Here is a 19,489-nt window from a genome sequence, read left to right as displayed (position 1 = left end):
AAAGACCAAAGCAACTGATCGGAACACTATCCGAAGCGCGGATACACGCCGGAAAATCGTCTTCCGACGCGAGAACAGGAGAAAGAAATGGCAAAGGGCAAAAGCCGCCGCGGTAGAGAAGACAGAAAACCAAAGCAGAAAAAGACCAAGCCTGTCCCCTTACCTTCGTTCAGCAAGAGTTTGAGCATCGAGACATCGCCGAAGGCCAAAAAAGCCTGAACCGGACTTGTGGCAGGGCGGTTGCCGATCCAAGCGGAAATTAAACACTGCTCCCAATACTGCCCGCGTGAATTGGCGATAGGTTGTGAACCGGCTCTGATGGTGCCCGCAGATATCCTGTGGCGTCGCCTCACATTCAGCACCTGCATACCGCCGCTTGATATTCGGCCGAATTTGGCATCGGAGGTTCCTGATGATCGTCGGGTGTCGCGGTTGGTTGCCACTTCGACGGGCAAACAAAGTACCTTGGAACGATATCAATCCTGTACGTGCGGAGTTGTTGTTTGGGGTCTAACGTCTGGAGCAGCATGCGACCAGTCTGGCAGCACAACAATACGTCACCCGTAAGCCACCGCGTGTGTTGCCATTGCAGCGCCGACCGGAAGAAAATGCAATTGCCTTCCCGGTCACGCGCGAGGCCTGCAATCTTGATTTCCAGCCGGTCACACGATCGTACCTGCTGCTCGGTGGTTTCTCGTTAGCTATCATCAGGTCGTGGCGCAAATTGGCGAAAGCGGAACCGATCTGCCGGCCAGTTACTAACGAACGCTGCCAAAGCTCGCAGATGGCGCGTTTCGGGGTACGCCCATGGGGCTTCGGTCTGGTTTTGGCCTTTATTGCAATACAGACAACCGCCTGGATGCACCGGGCGGCGATTGAGTGGATCCTCGGCATTACCCGTGAGGGCAATCGCCTGCGCGTGGCACCCAATATCCCAGAGGACTGGTCAGGCTTTTCGGCACGTCTGAAAGTAGCGGATACATTGTGCGAATTTGTGTGGCCCATACTGAAGATGCTATGGCGCGGCTTGACGGGCAGGCGATCGCCACCGCCGGGCCGGAGGCCTTCATGCCGCTCGATGGTGTACCGCACGATCTGGTGCTTGGCCTCAGTCATGTCGAGCCAAAGACGCCTGCCGTGTGACAGAGCCGGGTTATAAGGCGGCTGCGGAAAGAGAACGCCCCCTCCTCTCTGGCTCACGTCGTGTCGACATCAGTTTGCCGGCTGAGCACTGTGAGCGTGCGCCCTTCTTGCTTCAAAAATATCAGAGAGCCCCTGATGACAACGCTGAGCACATATCACGCAACGGTATACCGTTATCTGCAACCGGTCTTACTTGGACCTCACCGGATGATGTTGCGGCCGCGTGAAGCGCGCGACCTGCGACTCATTTCGCATGAATTGATGGTGTCGCCAGAGGCAGAAATCACCTGGGCCCATGATGTCGCGGGCAATGCTGTCGCGACTGCCGGGTTCAGCGCGCCGACGGATCAATTGCTCGTCGAAAGTCGCGCAACTGTTGAACTCACCGCGTCGGCCTGGCCGGTATTCACCATTGCTGCCGAGGCCATCAATTACCCGTTTTTCTATTCCGATGACGACGTGACCGACCTAGGAGCGCTTGCAACGCCGCAATATCCCGACCTTGACGGACGACTATCCAGATGGGCCGATGGTTTCGTCCTTGGGCGTCCAACCGATACGTTGTCCTTGCTGAGGGACATCGCGATCGGTGTCTCGTCCAGCGTTGCCTATCTAAGCCGTGAAATGGAGGGTACGCAGATGCCGCGGGACACGCTTTCGCGTGGATCCGGATCGTGTCGTGACATCGCGGTCCTGTTCGCGGAGGCCGTTCGAAGCCTTGGTTTCGGAGCCCGTATCGTCTCCGGTTATCTCTTCGATCCCGATAAGCGTCTCTTGGGTCACGAAAGTACAGGCTCCACCCATGCTTGGGCGGAAGTCTTTGTACAAGGTGCGGGATGGGTTGCTTTCGATCCCACGAACCAAAGCGTCGGATCCAAAAATCTTATCTCCGTTGCCGTCGCTCGCGGTATTCATCAGGTCGTCCCGGTTGCTGGCAGTTTTGTGGGACCCGGGAACGCTCTGGCAGAAATGTCAGTCGAAGTGCATCACACAGTGCTCGATGATTGAAGTTGGAATGCCGGCCGGGAATTCATTGGACGCCGTGGTATCGGGAAACGTCGAACAGAGCACGGGACATATCGCGACGAGGACCGGCTCAACCCATGCCAAGCCAAATCCGCTCCGGTCCTAGCTGTTCCGGTTGATGCTTGTACGTGGCTTGTCCGGGTTCAGCGTCCGGTCGAACACGGCGCTGGCACTTGCCAACGTCAGTCTCGCGGTCACGCCGCTCTCATTTGATGAATAATCGATCGAGCTACCGATTTGAGCAGACAGCGCCTTTACCAGTCGTGTTCCCAATCCTCCGTCGGTCTTGCCGGTGCCGGCACTCCCAAGACCTGGTCCGTTGTCGCTAACCGTAATCAGGATCGATCCGCTGAAATCTTTTCGACAGGCAATCCCGATCCGCCTGACAGCACCGGCGCGATGACCATACTTGAGAGCGTTTGTGACAATCTCGGTAAAGATCTGCGCAACGGGGAGCACATGGTCGAAGTTCAAGGCACAGTCAGGCGCGTAGGTTTCGGTAAAATTGACGTCGTCCGCAATGCCCGACCTGAGGGTTGTGCAAATCAGGCCCAGAAGATCCCCCAACTGAACTTCGTCTTCGGAACCGCTGCCGGCAAGTATCCGGTGCAGGTCCGACACGGCCTGGATATGTGCACGGATCGCGTTCAACAACAACGCAACTTCCATGGCATCCAATGGGCCTTCCTGTCTCGTGAGACCGATCCCCTTGAGGCGTACGTAACTGGACAGCAAGGCCAGGTGATTGGCGATCCGGTGGTCGGCCTCGAGGGAGCCGGTGGAGCGGGCTTTGTTTCTGAATTTTCGCATTTTGGGACTCGTTGGTTCCTTTCTTTCACAGGACCGGGCGCAATTGCAGAACCCTTGCCGGGACGCGTCCACCGAACCCTGCGCACTGCTCTTCAACCAGTGAATGTGCGTCTTTCACCGACCTTACGCTCTCAGGTATTCAAACGGCACTGATACAGATCAGGCCAGTGGGCTCAAAGACGCGCAGGGAGCCCGCACAGCTATTGTTGAATCGCTTCCGATGCGCGACTTCACTGAACCGAACCCAATCCTGTTGTCTGCCACTCGCCAGCGGCTGCGTGGATACCAGTCATTCATTGAACGGTCAGGATGACGGCATGTGGTTTCCATCAACGTCGCAATGCAGAGTGCTGTCACTGTAGCTTCAGTCAGCGTAGACAGCAGTTCTGCTGCAAGTGGTTATCACGCGACGCTATTCCGTCAGATACCGCACCGTTGGCTTTCTTGAGAAAGAACCGAATTCCCTGAGCTGCATAGTCAACCGTATGCGCGACCGTGCCGACTATTCAGACTTCCCCGGTTGTTCCGCTTCGGCGGAGGTCAGGGCGCGTCACCAGCCACAAGAGCGCAAGCAAACCAATTACTGCTGAGACTGCGGATCCCATAAGAATTCCAAGCTTTGCGGCTCCTAGTAGATCAGGATCAAAAGCCAGGTTCGCGATAAACAGCGACATAGTGAAGCCGATGCCCGCAAGAAAGGCTCCGGCTGTCAAGAATGGCCATGACAAATGAGGGGGCCTGGTTGCCAGGCCCAGACGGACGGCTCCCCAGCTGAACGCGAGAACACCGAGTGGCTTGCCAAACACAAGTCCGGCGACAATGGCGATGGAAACCTTCTGACTGACGTCGCTCAATTCGATCGTTACGCCCGCATTCGCGAAAGCGAAAAGCGGCATCACGACAAACCCCACCCAAGGATGCAGCGTCAATTCGAGCCGCTCGACCGGGGAAAGAGACTCTGAAACCGCCCGCCCGGCCTCGCGAAGATCACGGCGGTCCGGGGTGTCACCGCTCCAGTGCTCTCCTCCCGGATAAGCAAGCACCCGTCCGAGGATTGCACGCAGACGTGTATCGCTCACCCAGACTTGTGTCGGTGTCATCAAACCGAGAACAACCCCGGCAATCGTCGCATGGATACCCGATGCGTCGATGCACAACCAGATGGCGCCGCCAATCAAAAAATATACTGGAATGCTCCTTACTCCGAGTCGTGCAAATCCCGCGACCAATCCAAGGCCGAGAATTGCAAGCCCGGTGGCGGCCCAGTTCAACGGCTCACCGTAAAAGACAGCCACCACCAATATTGCGCCCACATCGTCGAAAATCGCCAGCGACAACAAGAACAACCGAAGTACGGTGGGAATTCGCTGTCCGAAGAGCGCAAGACACCCGATCGCCAACGCCGTGTCTGTCGCCATGACTGTTCCCCAACCATGCGTCCCGGACTGTCCTGCGATTAAAACCAAATAGATTGCGACTGGAACGACCATCCCGCCGAGAGCTGCTGCTAGGGGCAGAGCCGCTTGTCTCGGTTTCCTCAATTCGCCCAGGACAAGTTCCCGCTTGAGTTCGAGAGATATCACGAAGAAAAAGAATGTCATCAACCCGTCGTTGATCCAGTGCCGCAACGAGCGGGTGAAGTCCAACGGCCCGAAATTCAGACCAACCGGTGTCTCCCAGAATGCAAGGAAGGTCGATGCCCAGTTTGAATTGGCCAGCAAAAGAGCCACCAACACAGCCACGAGCAACAGTCCGCCAGCCGCGGATTCGATCTTGAGAAACCTCGCGACGGGTTTAGTGAACCTGTCGGCAATTTCGTGTGGCAGATTTGTGTTGTTCTGGACAGTCATGGCAAATGTGGCACCGATTTACTGCGGAGTGGATTGAACCCTGATTGAGGGAATAGAACCAAAATTGCTTTCCACAAGGATCAATCGGACTGTGGCCGCCGAACCGAGTTTCCTCCCGCAATGATCCGTTTGATCAGGTCCGCGACCCCCCGGTGCATTTCCATGTCGGTTTGGGGACCGATTGCATTTTCGTGTGTTGTGGCGGCGTCGCGCAATACCCCCACGATCTCGTGCTCGGGAAGAATTTTATGGTCGTTCAATGCGAGCAAAAGCGCTTCGCAGATCGAGAGCGCCGCCAGTCCGGAATATTCGTTCTGATCAGGCATCTTGGCTACCCCTTTCAAGAATTAGAGCCCAAAGTCGGGTGCCAGTCCGATAAACTTCACCATACTGACAGAAAATCAGTATGCTGGACTGATCGAAAGCAGTGTTGGCCCAGACATTTCGGATAATGGATTGTTGCCTGGGAGAAACGCCTTTGAAACCTATCGAGAAAAGTCCGCTTGCCCGCAAGCTTTCAAGCTTCGTGGCCTTGTCCACGAACGAACTTGAAGTATTGCATCATCTGCACCGGCGCCGCCGCTCATTCGTTGCAGGGCGTGATCTCGTTCAACAGGGACAGTCGGAACAGGCCGCCTATATTCTTTCCGAAGGTTGGGTTTGCTCCTACAAGCTCCAGCCGGACGGTTCACGGCAGATCATCGATTTCCAAATCCCGGGGGATTTCCTGGGATTGCGAAGTGTTTTATTGCGCACCTCGGACCACAGCTTCGAACCTGTCACCGATATTCAAGCAGCTGAAGTTCCGTCCGATGATCTGCTTGCAGCCTTCGCACAAACTACCCGCCTGGCGACTGCCATTCTGTGGGCAGCGTCCCGGGACGAGGCGATGGTCGTCGAACATCTCGTAAACCTGGGCCGCCGCGATGCCGACGTCCGTATGGCCCATTTTCTGCTCGAACTTGGTTCCAGGCTGGCGCTGGTCGGCATGGGTAGCCAAACCGGCTATGACTGTCCGCTGACACAGTATCACCTCGCCGATGCACTTGGATTGAGCGCCGTGCACGTCAACCGCGTTTTGCGGCAACTGCGTGAAAACGGGTTAGTCACGTTTCGAAACGGCAAGGTGATATTCGACGATCGTGACCGCCTGGTCAAAATTGCAGAGTTCGATCCCGAATATCTCGACCAGACCGGGCCATTGCTGACATAGGCCCCTCGCTCGCGCCTACGCGATTTTCAGACAACTTCGTTTCTTCGAAATGCGACCGGAAAGAACAAGAAGTTACAAGCGCTGGCGCGCTTGTCCACATTCTACTTATGCTTGAGGGTCGCAAGATAGAAGCTGTTCGCGAGACAGTATGTTCGTAGGTCATGATCTTGACTGCAACGGAACGAAATAACACCGAGGACTAACCTCGATCAGGATGCGCACCCAGGGCAGCATGTAAGATCAGCAACACGGTCGGAGTCTCGATCAATTCCTGGGTAGTCGTTTCAAAGCTTCGACAAAGACAGAAAATAGCGAAGCGGCGTTTCCCTTGCACAAGGGGACCTGCGATGGCCGGCTCTTCAAGAGAAAACATCTCGGGACAGTCTTTCTAGTGAACCCGGCTTTGAAAATGCCGGCTACCGGTATCCGTCTGCATGCCAAAGCGTGTGATCCCGGGCTTTGAACGATCCATGCGCATTTTGCGAGGGAGTAATTTGGCTATGGAAACACAATCAAAGAGAGATTGCCCCAAGCCAGATTCCACAGATCTGGAGAGGAGGGTTCTAGCGCATGAGAGAATTCTGCAATCTCTCATCGCATACATGTCCCATTCGGAGCCGCGGTTTGTCGAGCATCTCAAGACACGCTTTGTCGACACCATGTTGATGGCACGCCGGGAACAGGACTACAGAGACGTTGACGACTATGCTGAAGAATTCATACGGGCGGTAATGAACCTTGAGGAATCATGCGCAGATACAACATCGAACGTTTCAAAATCTAAAACGGTTGCCAAGCGACCGGTGATAAAACGGGTGCTTGCTACCATGGACATGCTTCCGCCGGAGGGGAAACCGGACCGCGTCCAGGTCAGAGAAAAAAATGGAATATGGGAGGTAACGGTAGATGGCGCCTTCTTAGGCAACTATCATCAATTTGAACACGCCAAGACAGCCGCGGCGCTGGCCAGGTATTCACTCAAATGAAACAGGGCCGTCCATCGCTTGTCCGTTTGGGGCATTTAGATCGGAAAAGAAAAGCAGATCTCCGGATCAGTCTGGGATGCCGTCTTGAGTTCGAGTTTCCGAAATCCACTCCGCTAATTGCAATGCTTAATGTCGATAGCGCACGATATCGTGACCTCGAGCGACTGGATTATTTGACGACGTCTCCGTGCGTACCGATCGAGAGCTATCGGGATTCCTTCGGGAATTGGTGTTCCAGGCTGACGACATCTCCGGGCACCTTCACATTGGCGACGCATGGCATCTTCCTGGACAGCGGCAATAAGGATCCGGTTTTTTCTGATGCCTATCAGCATGCCGTGGAAGACCTCCCGTCCGATACGTTTGTGTTTCTTTTAGGAAGCCGGTATTGCGACACGGATCTCTTGTCGGAAGAAGCTTGGCGGCTGTTTGGAAATTCAAAGACTGGCTGGGCCAGGGTACAGGCCATTTGTGACTACGTGCACCAACATGTGGTCTTCAGCTATGAGCATGCGAGAGCGACCCGCACAGCGACCCAGACACTAGCTGAAGGACGAGGTGTCTGCCGTGACTTCGCCCACCTTGCGATCAGTTTCTGCCGCTGCATGAACATCCCGGCCCGCTATTGCACGGGATATCTGAGTGATATCGGCGAGCCGGAACCGCATCCTCCAGGTGACTTCGCAGCCTGGATGGAAGTCTTCCTGGCCAATCGATGGTGGGTCTTCGATCCGCGCAACAATCAACGCCGCATCGCACGATTTCTGATTGGTCGCGGGCGGGATGCAGCCGATGTTCCCCTGACACAGACCTTTGGCGAAAATATTTTAAGAAAATTCGAAGTTTGGACCAAGATTTCTGATTGAGACTAACTTCGATCAGTACACGATCGTTAGGGTTTATCTATAGTTGCTTAAACATTCTAGCTTCAGAGAAAATTATTCGCCCAAGATAACTTCGGAGACTTGCTTGAAAGCCAATCAACAGACGCGGCGGACATAACCATGAACACCCGCTCCACCAGGTCGACAGTGAAGTTCTTCCATCCGTTCACTTTGAAGGGGCAATCGGAAGTACTGCCTGCCGGAGATTATGAAATTCTTGTCGAAGAAGAACTTCTTCGGGATATGAATTTCCTCGGATACCGAAAGACGGCAACGTATCTGATCGTTGCCGACAAGGGCAAGACTGTGATGCGGGAAATCTCCGGAAAGGACCTGGAAGCGGTGCTTAACCGAGACCGGGCCGCCAACGATGACGGACTAAACAACGAGGCGGCGCTTTGTCCGCCGGAGAACTTGTAATGAATACACCCGAATGGCTAAAACCTGTCGCGCTCGGCGTTGTGATCGGCGCGGCTGCCGCTAGCACGCTCGGGTTTTCGTGGGGCGGCTGGGTGACTGGCGGAAGTGCGGCGAAGATGGCGAATGCGCTTTCACATGACAAAGTGATTGCGGCGCTTGTCCCGGTTTGCGTCGACTTGTCCCGCACCGACACGGAGCGCGCGGCAAAGCTGGCGAAATTCGCGAAACTTCAGCATACCAGCGCAGAAACGCCCTGATGGGAACTGGATGGGCGACGATACCTGGATCCGACACCGCGGATCGGGATTTGGCCCAAGCCTGCCTTGCGGCACTTGAGCCTGACTTATCTTGACGAAAACTCGTTCAAATGCCTGCAACCGGGGTAGTAATCATGCCTGATGAGACACTTCCTTATCTCGAGTCAGAATTAGCGGACACTGTTGCGTACTACGTGAAACAAGACTTGAGACATCAGGGCTTCTTCCGCCGAAAGATGCGAAATCGATGGGAGAGTACATTCTCTATCCATACGGCGGAAAACCAAGGCATGCCGGTTGGTACGCACAAGACCAGTTGAAAGCAGCCCCTCGTGAGGTATCTCTGCGGACGGCCTGTATTCACAACCGGACCATTTTGCAATCTGGCCTGATAACCAGATGCGGAATATCCCTCAAACTCAAGCTGGGAAGGCCTCCGCCCAAGCTCATGGCTCTTCCGGAGAGGAATAGCTATGAACTCTGATAACACTGGTCCTCCCAACTCAGGGCCGTGGGGAACAGGTCCAGAAGACCGGTCAGCGGACATAGATGCCTTTCTGCGACAGGGGCGGCGGCAATTTGGCGGAATGTTACCGCAAGGCCCACCATCGTTGCGCGGACTGCTCATCGCTGGCGCGATTGCCGTCACCGCATTAGGGATCTGGTCTTCCTACTACACTGTGCCCAGTGATTCCGTCGCGGTGATTCAGCGTTTCGGCAAGTTTGTTGCTGAAGTGCCACCTGGACTGCATTTCAAGTTACCGATGGGCATCGACACCGCCACGATCGTACCGGTAAAGCGCCAACTGAAACAGGAATTCGGTTTCACCACACCAGGTGGCAACGATCCCTACCAGAGCCCGACCGACGGACGCCGTGAAACCGAAATGGTGACCGGTGATCTGAACGCCGCCCTTGTCGAATGGGTCGTTCAGTACCGTATCTCCGATCCGGTCAAATTTCTGTTCGAGGTGCGCGAACCGGCCGCCACGCTTCGCTACGTCTCGGAATCCGTAATGCGTGAGGTCGTCGGTGACCGCACTGTCGACGAGGTCATCACGATTGGCCGGCAGGAAATCGAAAGTGAAGCGCTGCTAAAGATGCAAGCCCTGGCCACAAAATACGCCATGGGTATCAGCATCGATCAGGTGCAGCTCAAGAATATCAACCCACCTGAACCCGTTCAGGCCTCGTTCAACGAGGTCAATCAGGCCCAACAGGAAAAGGAGCGCCTGATCAACGAAGCCCGCCGGGAATACAACAAGATCATCCCGCTAGCCGAAGGCGAAAAGGACCAGCGTATCCGCGAAGCCGACGGCTATCGGCTGAAACGGATCAACGAGGCCGAAGGTGACGCCGCCCGCTTCACCGCGCTCCTGACGGAATATCTGAAAGCACCGGATGTGACCCGGCGGCGGATCTACATCGAAACCCTTCAGGATGTGATGCCCGGTATAGGGTCGAAAATCATCGTTGACGGATCAACCGGCAGCATCCTGCCGCTACTCAATCTCGATCGCCAAAGGGAAATCAAGCCATGAAAGTCGTATGGGGCATTCTTTCGGGGATTGCCGCAGTTGCGGTTGTGTCCGCTTCCACCGCCGTCTACACGATCAGCGAAGTCGAACAGGCGATCATCACCCAGTTCGGCAAGCCCGTTGGCGCGCCGGTCACGACATCGGGTCTCAAATTGAAACTGCCATTCATCCAGGAGGTCAACAGGATCGACCGTCGGGTTCTGGAGTGGGACGGCAATCCCTCGGATATGCCGACAAAAGACAAGCTGTATATTTCCGTCGACCTGTTTGCCCGTTGGAAGATCACGGATCCCTTGCAGTACTTTCTTCGTCTGCGTGACGAGCGAAGCGCTCAATCGCGGCTCGACGACATCCTTGGCAGCGAAACACGTAACGCGGTTGCCAAGCACGAGCTGATCGAGATCATCCGGACGACAAGAGGGCGCACCCCCTTAAGGGATTCTCTCCTCACAGATGAGGAACTGGCACAGGACATCGGATCCCTAGTCCCCATTCAAAAGGGCCGGGCACTTGTGGAGCAGGAAATTTTCCAAGCTGCCGCCGAGAAGGTCCGCGTTTTCGGCATTGCACTGCTCGACATCCGGTTCAAGCGCATCAACTACAACGAAAGCGTCCGCCCTAAGATCTACGACCGGATGGTCTCGGAGCGGCGGCAAATCGCCGAACGCTTCCTGTCCGAAGGCAATGGCGAGGCCGCACGTATTCGTGGCAATCGTGTGCGAGATCTGAACAAGATTCAGTCCGAGGCCTATCGTGAGGTGGAGGAAATCCGCGGAGTGGCCGATGCCGCCGCTGCCGAAATTTACGCCCGGGCTTACAACACCACCGCGCAAGCCGTGGAATTCTACGAGTTCACGCGCACCATGCAGGCCTACAAGGACATGATCTCCACTGGAACGACCCTTGTCTTGTCGACAGACAGCGATCTCTTCAAGTTCCTTGAAGGGATGCACTCCAGCGCATCAAACTCGGGCGACCATCCGCCAGACCTCAACGTCGAATTCTTGAATCAGGCGACCACACGCATTCGATGAACCGATCGCAACTGAATACTAGCTGCTGCACTAGACCCAACGATACGCAAAATCCTGACCAACGGGAACTGCAATTCGCTGCTGAAAACAGATACTGAACATTCGCACGCCAGCTCATCTATCAGTCACCGTTAAACCGCAATCACAGTGTTATATGCATCTGCAGAGGCTGCCCCAAACCAAAGACTTTAGCCGCTGGCATAAACCCGGTTTCAGCCTACCATCCAAATCCTACGTGTTTGAATTTATAAAGCGGACAGTGCCAGTTTCACCAGTCGTGTGCACGGCTGCCGCGTGCTTGTTTGTGAACGGATACGATCCCTCCTGAGGGTGGCGCCATTTGAGAGAACGATTAAATGCGGAACGAAATCAGAAACCGGCGCACCCGTTCACAAAGGCGAGACTCCCATCCTGTTCCCCGTAAATTCGTTCTGCGGAGATATCAAAAAGCCTCTCAGGACGAAGAAACGCTCATCACAGTGCCTGGTGTCGCACCATATGGCAGTTGCTGGCCGGTACCTGACGGTGCACCTCCCGCAGCAAGCCCGAAACTGGTGCGAACCCGTTTGCCGGATCCCTTTGATTTCATGGTTCGGGCGCATGCAGTCTGGGACGATGAGGGCGGTGCCCCCAGACAAGACTCAATGCATAGTGAGTATGGAAAACGGATCGAAGCAGATGGCTCTTGGACGATCTATCATGTCTTTAGTGGCGTTCCTGCAACGATCGGTGGAGACTTGATGCGGGGAATGAATTCGAATGACGCTCTGGATCAAATGACAAAAACGAACTTAGACAATTCCAGGCGGCGGGCGGTTCCCACAGGCACATTGAAAGGTCGGTTCCTGGCTGCCTGGTGGGTCAGATTATGCAAACACTTCTAATTTGCCGTATTTATTTGCAAGTGAGATCAAGCCCTTTTTCACCACTCCGTCATGGCAGAGACCGCAAATTTCGTGAATTGATTATAGTTGCGTTTCGAGTTGAAACTTGATTGTGACTTCTAATTCTTCCGCAAGCGCGAGCGAAGACTGAAGAACTTTCGTTTCGTTCAAGGCATTAGATCCTTGTTCAGTGATGACAATAGGCAATTCAACCTTTCCCAACGCCGTGTTTACTCGGACATAATACAGAAGTTGGCCGCCGGGCCTTACTTCAACTTTTGTCAACTTGATTTCCGACATTGTCAGTCTCCTGTGTAGACATTCACGCACCGCTAAAACTGGCTGGGTCCTGGGCTTTCTGCCTTGCAGTGCGCAAACCGTTATCTAAGGTCAGACGTTTTCGTGATTAGTAGCGCGTTGTCCTGGGTTGTTTCGGAAATTCCCACGGGTTCGAGCTCGTCCCGGATGACCATACATTCGTGCAACTCCAGATCATTGCGGGTCCGGTATTGCGGTATGTCACCGGTGCGGGGCATCAACGCGGTAATGTGGAAGGATCCGCCTCGACTCGTGGAAACCATTGGCGGGTCGTTCCTCATTCTGACAAATTGTCCGACCGCGAAACGATGTTCTGAAAAAGTTGGTGGCTTTCGGGTGCGCCAAGTTTGAAGGTGAAATTCGTTGATCATGACCCTTCTCCTTCTCTGGCTCGATCTTCTTCATCTCGGAAAAGCTATCATTCGACACTTGTCCATGTTGTTAAGCGGTCAGGGCCACAGAACCATGAGCAGCGAGAGACACTGGGCCAAGCATTCGATGAAAGCTTGAGATTGTTGCATGAATCGCGTCGATCGAAACTGATGCATGTTGGTCAGCGCGGAAAAAGCTGAAATCTCTTTGTTACGGTCCCCTGAGCTAGCGTGAAAGGGTAAGCGTGACCATCGGCGAGAAGGACTGGGTCGGGGTATCAAAATGTGTATTCGCTACTGCGTTGACGATTAACAGTTCCGAAACTCCGTAGTACGGGCTGTCAGCGACAAATGTTCATGTTTCGTTTGAGTTTCGCGTATCGACGGAAACAGCTCTTGCTCTACCCCCGCCTGATCGGCGCTAGGCGAATGGCAAGTTTCGTCAATCGACAGCCAAAACCAGACTGCCTCCTCTCGGCCAGGAGTTGCCGATCAACACCTATTGGTTTAATGGCGGCTTCGCGTTCCCACTCCGGCCGTTCCGTGGGTATAGGTCTGATCTGCAAAGCTGCCGTTCGTTGCGCCGCGAGTGAGGCCAACACTTGAATCCGCTGCGTAATGAGTGTTTCATGGAAGGGATTGTATGGGCTTCTCTTACGACGCTGAAGTTGTTCCCGTAGACCGCCGCTCGCAGATCCGTTCGACCGTCTCACTCTCCAAGTCAGGATGTCCGGCCATGAAATACTTGCCTTATTTCCGCATTCTCTGCATCGGCTTTGCCTCGACGGTGACCGCACAAAGCGCCATGGCCCAGACATCGGAAGCGAACGCACCGGTCAATCCGCTGAAGGAGGCCTATTATGGCGAACAGCACGTCCATACCGGCGTGTCGATGGATGCCTTCATCGCCGGAAATCGCCTGACACCAGACGATGCCTATCGTTTCGCCAAGGGTGAAGAAATGATGGTCAATGGCAGCTTGCACAAGATCAAGCGTCCTCTCGACTGGGTGGCAGTCACCGATCACTCTGAGTTCATGGGCGAAGCCTTCAGCTTGATGAACGAAGGTGCGCCGGGTTATGACAACGAGGTCGCGGTGGCTTTCCGTGAGGCGCCAGATTTGAAGACGGCGCTTGAGCTCTATAATCAATATGTTCTGGTACCACTGGCCGGGGGCGGCGATCCTCACCCGCAATTCTTCCAAGGCGAGGAGGCGATCAAGTCAACCTGGCAGAAGAATTTCGAAGCCACCGAAAAGCACTATGAACCGGGTGTCTTCACCACGATCCACGCCTATGAATGGACTTCGGCACCGGGTGGATCGAACCAGCACCGCAACGTCTTCTTCCGAGATGCCAACGTGCCGGACCTTCCATTTTCGGCCAATGAAGGCGACGATCCCGAGGAACTCTGGGCCTGGATGCAGACGCAGCGCGATGACGGCAAGCGGGTCTTCGCCATTCCACACAACTCGAATGAATCCAAGGGACTTCATTTTGCCGAGGCGACGCTTTCAGGCGTGCCAATTGGCACGGATTATGCCACGACCAGCGCCAGCATGGAGCCGCTGGTCGAGATGATGCAGGTCAAGGGCAATTCCGAAGTGGTGCCTAATTTCTGGCCCAGTGACGAGTTCGCCGATTTCGAAAACGCGGTCTCGATCCAGCGCTTCAGCGGCCGCGGTTTCCTGAAGGAGAACTTCGTCCGTTACGGGCTCGGGCGCGGCATCAAGTACAACGCCGATATAGGTGTGAATCCGTTTAAATACGGCTTTGTGGGCGGCACCGACAGCCACAACGGCACTCCCAGCAATGTCGAGGAGGACAATTACTCGGTGGGAAGCCACGGCTACGCCGATAAGACGGCTGATGTGCGAGCAGTGTCGGTTTTGGAAGGCGAGATGTTGATTTCGGATTCGAACCCCGGTGCGCTGACCGCAGTCTGGGCGGAATCCAACACCCGTAGCGCCATCTGGGATTCGATGATGGCCAAGGAGACCTTCGCCACCTCCGGGCCGCGCATGAAGGTACGCGTCTTTGCCGGCCAAGGCTTTGCCGAGAACTACGACAGCCATGACGCGATGGTCGCTGACGGTTACGAAAAGGGAGTGCCGATGGGGGGCGACTATACCGGAAGAGAGGCTCCTCAATTCCTGGTCTGGGCGATGAAGGATCCGATCGGGCCAAACCTCGACCGCATCCAAATCATCAAGGGCTGGTATGAGAACGGTGAGATGAAGGACAAGGTTTACGACGTCGTGGCTTCGGGCGACCGGTTACGGGCAGATGGAAGCGTCGTTCCGATCAATGCGCCAATTAACATGGAAACCGGGGAGTTTGATACCGCGAAGGGGGATCCGGAACTGATGGCGGTCTGGACCGACCCGGACTGGAACCCGGAGATCGAGGCTTTTTACTACGCCCGCGTCCTGCAATTACCGACGGCACGCTGGACACTCTATGACGAATTGCGTGAAGGGGTCAGCTACCCCGAGGATGTGAAGCGTGAAATTGTCGAAAGGGCCTGGGCCTCGCCGATCTGGTATGAGGTGAACTGAGTGGGCGAATGCTGAGACTGATCGCAAGGGAGCCACTCGTCCATTTCGTGGTGCTCGGCGGGCTACTGTTTGCAGCATGGTCGTGGTTGGTCCCGCAGCAAAAAGCGGAGCCGGGTGATGAGGTGATTATCCTCGACCAGACGCAAATGGACTACCTGGAAACGCTCTGGAAAGCACAGTGGAAGCGTGAGCCTTCACCACAGGACGTGGCGGCAATTGTTGACCGGCACCTGAGACAGGAAGTGTTCTACCGAGAGGCGCTGCGCCTGGGGCTCGACCATGACGACCAGATAATACGTACGCGACTGGCCCAGAAGATGGAGGCCGTGGCCAGTGATCTCGGCAGGCTCACGCGGCCGCCGACCGAAGACCAGCTACGTGCCTTCTACGCCGAACGACCCGACCTCTTCACCCAGCCGCAGGCCTTTGCTTTCCGCCAGGTTCTGTATCTGCCAGCCGAGGCGGAGGAGACGGTGCTGGAGGCTACACTTGCCTCGCTGCGCAAGGGCGGCGCTGTGCCAGAGAACAGGCGGAACAAACTGTCTGTTCCGCTGGACTGGGACCTGACGCCAGCACAGGTGGTGGAAAACGCCTTCGGCGGAGGGTTCGCTGCATCACTGTCCGAACTGCCAGTCGGAAACTGGTCCGGACCGGTACGCTCGGGGCTGGGCCTGCACTTGGTGATGATCACGGACAGCCAGCCTGAAAAGCTCGCCCCCTTCGAGGAGATCCGCGAGTTCGTCGCACGGCAGTATGAATACTACACCGTGCTAGATACACAGGAATCCATGTTCCGCGAGCTTCTCGACCGCTACGAAGTGCGTATTGAGGCCGAGGGTGTACCCGACACAGTGCGGCAGGAGTATGTCCGGCCATGATCCTGCGCCTCTTTGCCGCTCTAGCTCTCTGCCTTTTGACGTCGTGCCAGGTGGCCGCCCACGAAATTCGCCCGGCCTTCTTGCAGATCGATGAGATTGCACCGGAGCGCTACGAGATGCTGTGGAAGGTACCGACCCGCGGTGGCATGGTGCAGGACATCCGCCCAGCCTTCGACCCGCGCTTAACCCTGACCCAGAGGCCAGGAGAAACCATAGTCGATGGCTTCGTGATTTTCCGCTACTCCCTGACCGGTGCGACCGGACTACCCGGTACCACGCTGCGCATCGAAAATCTCGACCGCACCACCATAGACACACTGGTCAACGTCACACTCATTGACGGAACGCAGAACAGTTTTCTGCTGCGACCGCGTGAGAACAGTGTCACCTTACCCGAGAAAGCCTCGCCCTGGACCGTGATGCAGACATACACATGGCTCGGCGTGGAGCACATTCTCGAAGGCTTGGATCACCTGGCCTTCGTTGCAGCCCTGATGTTGGTTGTGCGCGGCTGGCCTATGCTTGTAAAGACGGTCACCGCCTTTACGGTCGCCCATTCCATCACCCTGGCGCTGGCCACATTCGGCTATGTTTCGCTGCCTCCGCCTCCGGTCGAGATCCTGATCGCACTCAGCATTCTGCTGGTGGCCGTCGAGGCAGTTCACCTGCAGCGAGGCTGCGACAGCCTTACTGTTCGCTGGCCGTGGATCGTCGCCTTCGCTTTCGGCCTGTTGCATGGCTTCGGGTTCGCCGGGGCGCTGGAGGAGATCGGACTGCCCCACCGCGACCTACCACTCGCTCTGCTTTTCTTCAATGTCGGTGTGGAGCTCGGGCAACTTGCCTTCATCGCGGCGGTCCTGGCGATGGTGGGAGCGTTACGGAGACTGGTCAACGTGCCGCAGTCCGCATCCATCGGCGCTGCCTATGGAATAGGAACTCTCGCCGCTTTCTGGATTGTTGAGCGGCTGGATGCTTCTTTTTTTTAAGCGGCAACGTCATAGTCCGATGAAAGTTTGCAGAGCAGCGGATTGCAAATAACGGCTCCGGGCTGGAATCGGTCACGCCGAACGACAGCTTTCGCGAATCCAAGTGGCCAAAGCCGCCGGTCCGTTCCCGGCCCCATTTTGATCGTTCGTTTCGGCCGCAGCGAACGACCGCTTCCCGCCCATACGGACTTTTATGAGTCACACAATGAACGGCAGATCTAAAGATCATGCCGAAGGTTTGCGATTGCGCGCATGTTGCCGGTCGCAAGATCAAACAATGCACGATCTCTCAGGCATCCCTCCCGATCGAGAAAGAAGCGGATTGCCCAGATCTGGCGTTGTTTCAACGACTTGTGACGCCGTCCTTTCGACCGGCATTCCAAGCTGAGCGCCCCATAGCATGCGGATCAAATTGTGCAGTACCCATCTCCATTCTCCCTTAACCACCGTTGGTCATCTGGAGAACACTTGAGTTCAACGTGGGGACCGATAGCGAAATCCCTGCGATCGCGCCCGGTGCAGTGAAGCCTGTCTTTCTGCATCTTCAAACTTAACCGATGCTCAACATTATTTTTCTTTCACACCAGTGATTTAGCCTTGCAGGCAGGAAACACGCGACCGTCAAAGAGCTTTCTCGCGGTTCGCATGACGCCGGCTCCGGTGACGCCACCGGAGGCATTCTGTTCGATCAGCACTTCCGCGGCACCGCTCGGATGCTCAACCTTGAAAACGCCGTCGTTCGGTAGCATGGCACAGTCCGTGGCCGGGCCGGTTGCAAGCATGCAGGCAGTGGCAGCAGTGACAGCGCCAAAAACTCCGATGGAGGCATGGCATCGGTGCGGAATGAGGCTGCGGGTCGAGATCGTCCCTCCCCCCATCGGAGGTGAGACCAAAGTCATTTTCGGCACGGATTTGTCAGTGACATCGTCGAGGTTCATCAAGGGTCCGGCCTTCAGGCGGATTGCCTCGATGCGGGCCTTCAGCGCCTCGTTGCCGTCGATATCCTCACGGCTTTCAGTTCCCGTCAGGTCGAAATCGGAGGCGCGGAGGATTACGCAGGGCATGCCGTTGTCGATCAGCGTGACTTCGACCCCATCGATAGTGTCGGTCTCGTTTCCTGTCGGCAGCAGAGCGCCGCACATGGCGCCGGCAATGTTCTGGAAGAACAGTGGTACCGGTGCGTGATGGCCGGGGACACCGGCAATCGACGTTGACCCCGCATAGCTGACGCGGCCGCCAGGCGTTGTCACTCGGGCAACCGCCGTCTCGCCAGAATTCACCATATGGATACGGACCGGCGTCTCACCGTCTTTCGCCTTTACCAAGCCACGTTCGATCGCGAAGGGGGCAACGGCTGCCAGTATGTTTCCGCAAGCTTGCGCATCGGTGACGACTGCCCGGTCCACGAAAACCTGTAGAAACAGATAGTCAACATCCGCATCATCGCGTGTCGGCGCACTGACAATGGCCGCCTTCGAGGTCAGCGGATCGGCACCGCCTATGCCGTCGATCTGGACCGGGTCGGGCGAACCCATGATACGAAGCAGAAGTGCATCGCGTTCCTGAGGGTCGGAGGGCAGGTCGGACGCCAGAAAAAAGGCCCCCTTCGAAGTGCCCCCACGCATCCAGAGACAGGGGATGCCGTCGATTTCGAAAGCTTCAGACATATTTCAGGCCCTTCTCTGCAAGCCGTGGTCGCATGTCATAGATATCGAGCCCAAGTTCCCCCGCCGCAAGCCGTTTTCGCTTGGCTTCTTCGGCTGCAAGACGCTTTTCGGCGGCGGCGAGAACGATTTCCGAGTCCTCTCGGCGCACAACACAGACGCCGTCCTCATCGGCGACGATGATATCGCCGGCATCGATTGCCTGTCCGGCACAAACGATGGGCACGTTCACTGAGCCTAGGGTTTCCTTGACCGTTCCTTGCGCCGAGATCGACTTAGACCAGACGGGAAAGCCCATCTCCGCCAGATCGGCAACATCGCGTACGCCGGCATCGATCACCAGTCCTCGGCAGCCCCGTGCCATGGCCGAGGTTGCCAGGAGATCACCGAAATAGCCGTTATCGCAGGGACTGGTTGGAGCCAGCACCAGGATGTCACCCTTGGCGAGCTGTTCGATGGCGACGTGCAACATCCAGTTGTCGCCCGGAGGCGCGGAAATGGTAACGGCAGAGCCTGCAATTCGGGCACCCCGGTAAATGGGGCGCATGTAACTGGCAAGACACCCGATGCGTCCCTGGGCCTCGTGCACGGTCGCAACGCCTGCCGCACCGAGAGCCTTGATCACCGCGCCATCGGCACGTTGGATATTGGTTCGGACGATACCCATGAC

General features: G+C 56.0%; 19 protein-coding genes and 1 pseudogene. 13 read left to right on the top strand and 7 right to left on the bottom strand.

The window, feature by feature from the left end:
• The first annotated feature begins 87 nt into the window (after positions 1–87).
• The 3 genes from B0E33_RS31520 to B0E33_RS20440 all read left to right on the top strand — a co-directional run bounded on the left by B0E33_RS31520 (position 88) and on the right by B0E33_RS20440 (position 2,151).
• Positions 88–219, top strand: a complete 132-nt coding sequence (locus tag B0E33_RS31520; protein ID WP_265733501.1) for a hypothetical protein — start codon at positions 88–90, stop codon at positions 217–219.
• A gap of 798 nt (positions 220–1,017) precedes the next feature.
• A complete protein-coding gene (locus tag B0E33_RS31515; RefSeq protein WP_265733500.1) occupies positions 1,018–1,143 on the top strand; it encodes a hypothetical protein in 126 nt (41 codons plus the stop codon).
• A 135-nt stretch (positions 1,144–1,278) separates the two neighbouring features.
• Positions 1,279–2,151: a transglutaminase family protein gene (locus tag B0E33_RS20440; RefSeq protein WP_077292253.1), complete on the top strand. Its 873-nt coding sequence runs from the start codon at positions 1,279–1,281 to the stop codon at positions 2,149–2,151.
• 120 nt (positions 2,152–2,271) lie between these two features.
• Here B0E33_RS20440 and B0E33_RS20435 read toward each other — a convergent pair whose 3' ends face one another.
• From B0E33_RS20435 to B0E33_RS20425, 3 genes are all read right to left on the bottom strand, one after another.
• Entirely contained in the window at positions 2,272–2,979 is a 708-nt protein-coding gene (locus tag B0E33_RS20435; protein WP_077292252.1) for a sensor histidine kinase, read from the bottom strand.
• Between the two features lie 506 nt (positions 2,980–3,485).
• Complete coding sequence (gene nhaA, locus B0E33_RS20430; protein WP_077292251.1) at positions 3,486–4,829, bottom strand: Na+/H+ antiporter NhaA; 1,344 nt, start codon at positions 4,827–4,829, stop codon at positions 3,486–3,488.
• A gap of 80 nt (positions 4,830–4,909) precedes the next feature.
• The gene (locus B0E33_RS20425; RefSeq protein WP_062487904.1) at positions 4,910–5,155 is read right to left on the bottom strand and encodes a hypothetical protein; all 246 of its coding nucleotides are present in this window, start codon (positions 5,153–5,155) and stop codon (positions 4,910–4,912) included.
• Positions 5,156–5,307: 152 nt separating this feature from the next.
• Between B0E33_RS20425 and B0E33_RS20420 the strand changes: the two genes are divergently transcribed.
• The 7 genes from B0E33_RS20420 to hflC all read left to right on the top strand — a co-directional run bounded on the left by B0E33_RS20420 (position 5,308) and on the right by hflC (position 11,161).
• Positions 5,308–6,042, top strand: coding sequence for a Crp/Fnr family transcriptional regulator (locus B0E33_RS20420; RefSeq protein WP_228148031.1), 735 nt, complete (start codon positions 5,308–5,310; stop codon positions 6,040–6,042).
• Between the two features lie 500 nt (positions 6,043–6,542).
• Entirely contained in the window at positions 6,543–7,028 is a 486-nt protein-coding gene (locus B0E33_RS20415) for a hypothetical protein (RefSeq protein WP_077293495.1), read from the top strand.
• Positions 7,025–7,894 (top strand): transglutaminase-like domain-containing protein, encoded by an 870-nt coding sequence (locus B0E33_RS20410; protein ID WP_077292250.1) that lies wholly within the window; start codon positions 7,025–7,027, stop codon positions 7,892–7,894. Before B0E33_RS20415 ends, B0E33_RS20410 begins: the two co-directional genes overlap by 4 nt.
• Before the next feature lie 138 nt (positions 7,895–8,032).
• Positions 8,033–8,332 carry a hypothetical protein gene (locus B0E33_RS20405; protein ID WP_062487898.1) on the top strand — a complete coding sequence of 100 codons (300 nt, stop codon included), beginning with the start codon at positions 8,033–8,035 and terminating at the stop codon, positions 8,330–8,332.
• Positions 8,332–8,589: a hypothetical protein gene (locus tag B0E33_RS20400; protein ID WP_208993486.1), complete on the top strand. Its 258-nt coding sequence runs from the start codon at positions 8,332–8,334 to the stop codon at positions 8,587–8,589. Before B0E33_RS20405 ends, B0E33_RS20400 begins: the two co-directional genes overlap by 1 nt.
• A gap of 611 nt (positions 8,590–9,200) precedes the next feature.
• Complete coding sequence (gene hflK, locus B0E33_RS20390) at positions 9,201–10,130, top strand: FtsH protease activity modulator HflK (protein ID WP_208997671.1); 930 nt, start codon at positions 9,201–9,203, stop codon at positions 10,128–10,130.
• A complete protein-coding gene (gene hflC / locus B0E33_RS20385) occupies positions 10,127–11,161 on the top strand; it encodes a protease modulator HflC (protein WP_062487895.1) in 1,035 nt (344 codons plus the stop codon). The genes hflK and hflC overlap by 4 nt, the downstream gene beginning before the upstream one ends.
• Before the next feature lie 965 nt (positions 11,162–12,126).
• Here the strand turns inward: hflC and B0E33_RS20375 are convergent.
• Positions 12,127–12,345, bottom strand: coding sequence for a hypothetical protein (locus B0E33_RS20375; protein ID WP_077292247.1), 219 nt, complete (start codon positions 12,343–12,345; stop codon positions 12,127–12,129).
• Positions 12,346–13,377: 1,032 nt separating this feature from the next.
• Between B0E33_RS20375 and B0E33_RS20365 the strand changes: the two genes are divergently transcribed.
• Genes B0E33_RS20365 through B0E33_RS20355 form a run of 3 tightly spaced genes read left to right on the top strand, consistent with a single transcriptional unit; the run spans position 13,378 to position 17,155 of the window.
• Positions 13,378–15,291, top strand: a complete 1,914-nt coding sequence (locus B0E33_RS20365) for a DUF3604 domain-containing protein (RefSeq protein WP_077292245.1) — start codon at positions 13,378–13,380, stop codon at positions 15,289–15,291.
• Between the two features lie 8 nt (positions 15,292–15,299).
• Complete coding sequence (locus B0E33_RS20360; protein ID WP_077292244.1) at positions 15,300–16,169, top strand: peptidylprolyl isomerase; 870 nt, start codon at positions 15,300–15,302, stop codon at positions 16,167–16,169.
• Positions 16,166–17,155: a HupE/UreJ family protein gene (locus tag B0E33_RS20355; RefSeq protein WP_197923233.1), complete on the top strand. Its 990-nt coding sequence runs from the start codon at positions 16,166–16,168 to the stop codon at positions 17,153–17,155. Before B0E33_RS20360 ends, B0E33_RS20355 begins: the two co-directional genes overlap by 4 nt.
• 263 nt (positions 17,156–17,418) lie before the next feature.
• On the opposite strand, the pseudogene B0E33_RS31575 reads toward B0E33_RS20355, so the two are convergent.
• The 3 genes and pseudogenes from B0E33_RS31575 to B0E33_RS20340 form a co-directional block, all read right to left on the bottom strand.
• Positions 17,419–17,582: pseudogene (locus tag B0E33_RS31575) on the bottom strand (integrase); the annotation flags it as partial.
• Between the two features lie 151 nt (positions 17,583–17,733).
• Positions 17,734–18,822 (bottom strand): 4-oxalomesaconate tautomerase, encoded by a 1,089-nt coding sequence (locus B0E33_RS20345; protein WP_156912451.1) that lies wholly within the window; start codon positions 18,820–18,822, stop codon positions 17,734–17,736.
• A complete protein-coding gene (locus B0E33_RS20340; protein WP_077292243.1) occupies positions 18,815–19,486 on the bottom strand; it encodes a 4-carboxy-4-hydroxy-2-oxoadipate aldolase/oxaloacetate decarboxylase in 672 nt (223 codons plus the stop codon). Before B0E33_RS20340 ends, B0E33_RS20345 begins: the two co-directional genes overlap by 8 nt.
• Between the last annotated feature and the right edge of the window lie 3 nt (positions 19,487–19,489).

Origin of the sequence: Roseibium algicola (genome assembly GCF_001999245.1) — a bacterium.
Classification (GTDB): domain Bacteria; phylum Pseudomonadota; class Alphaproteobacteria; order Rhizobiales; family Stappiaceae; genus Roseibium; species Roseibium algicola.
Note: the sequence above shows the minus strand (reverse complement) of the source record. Positions and strands in the feature narration are given on the sequence as shown.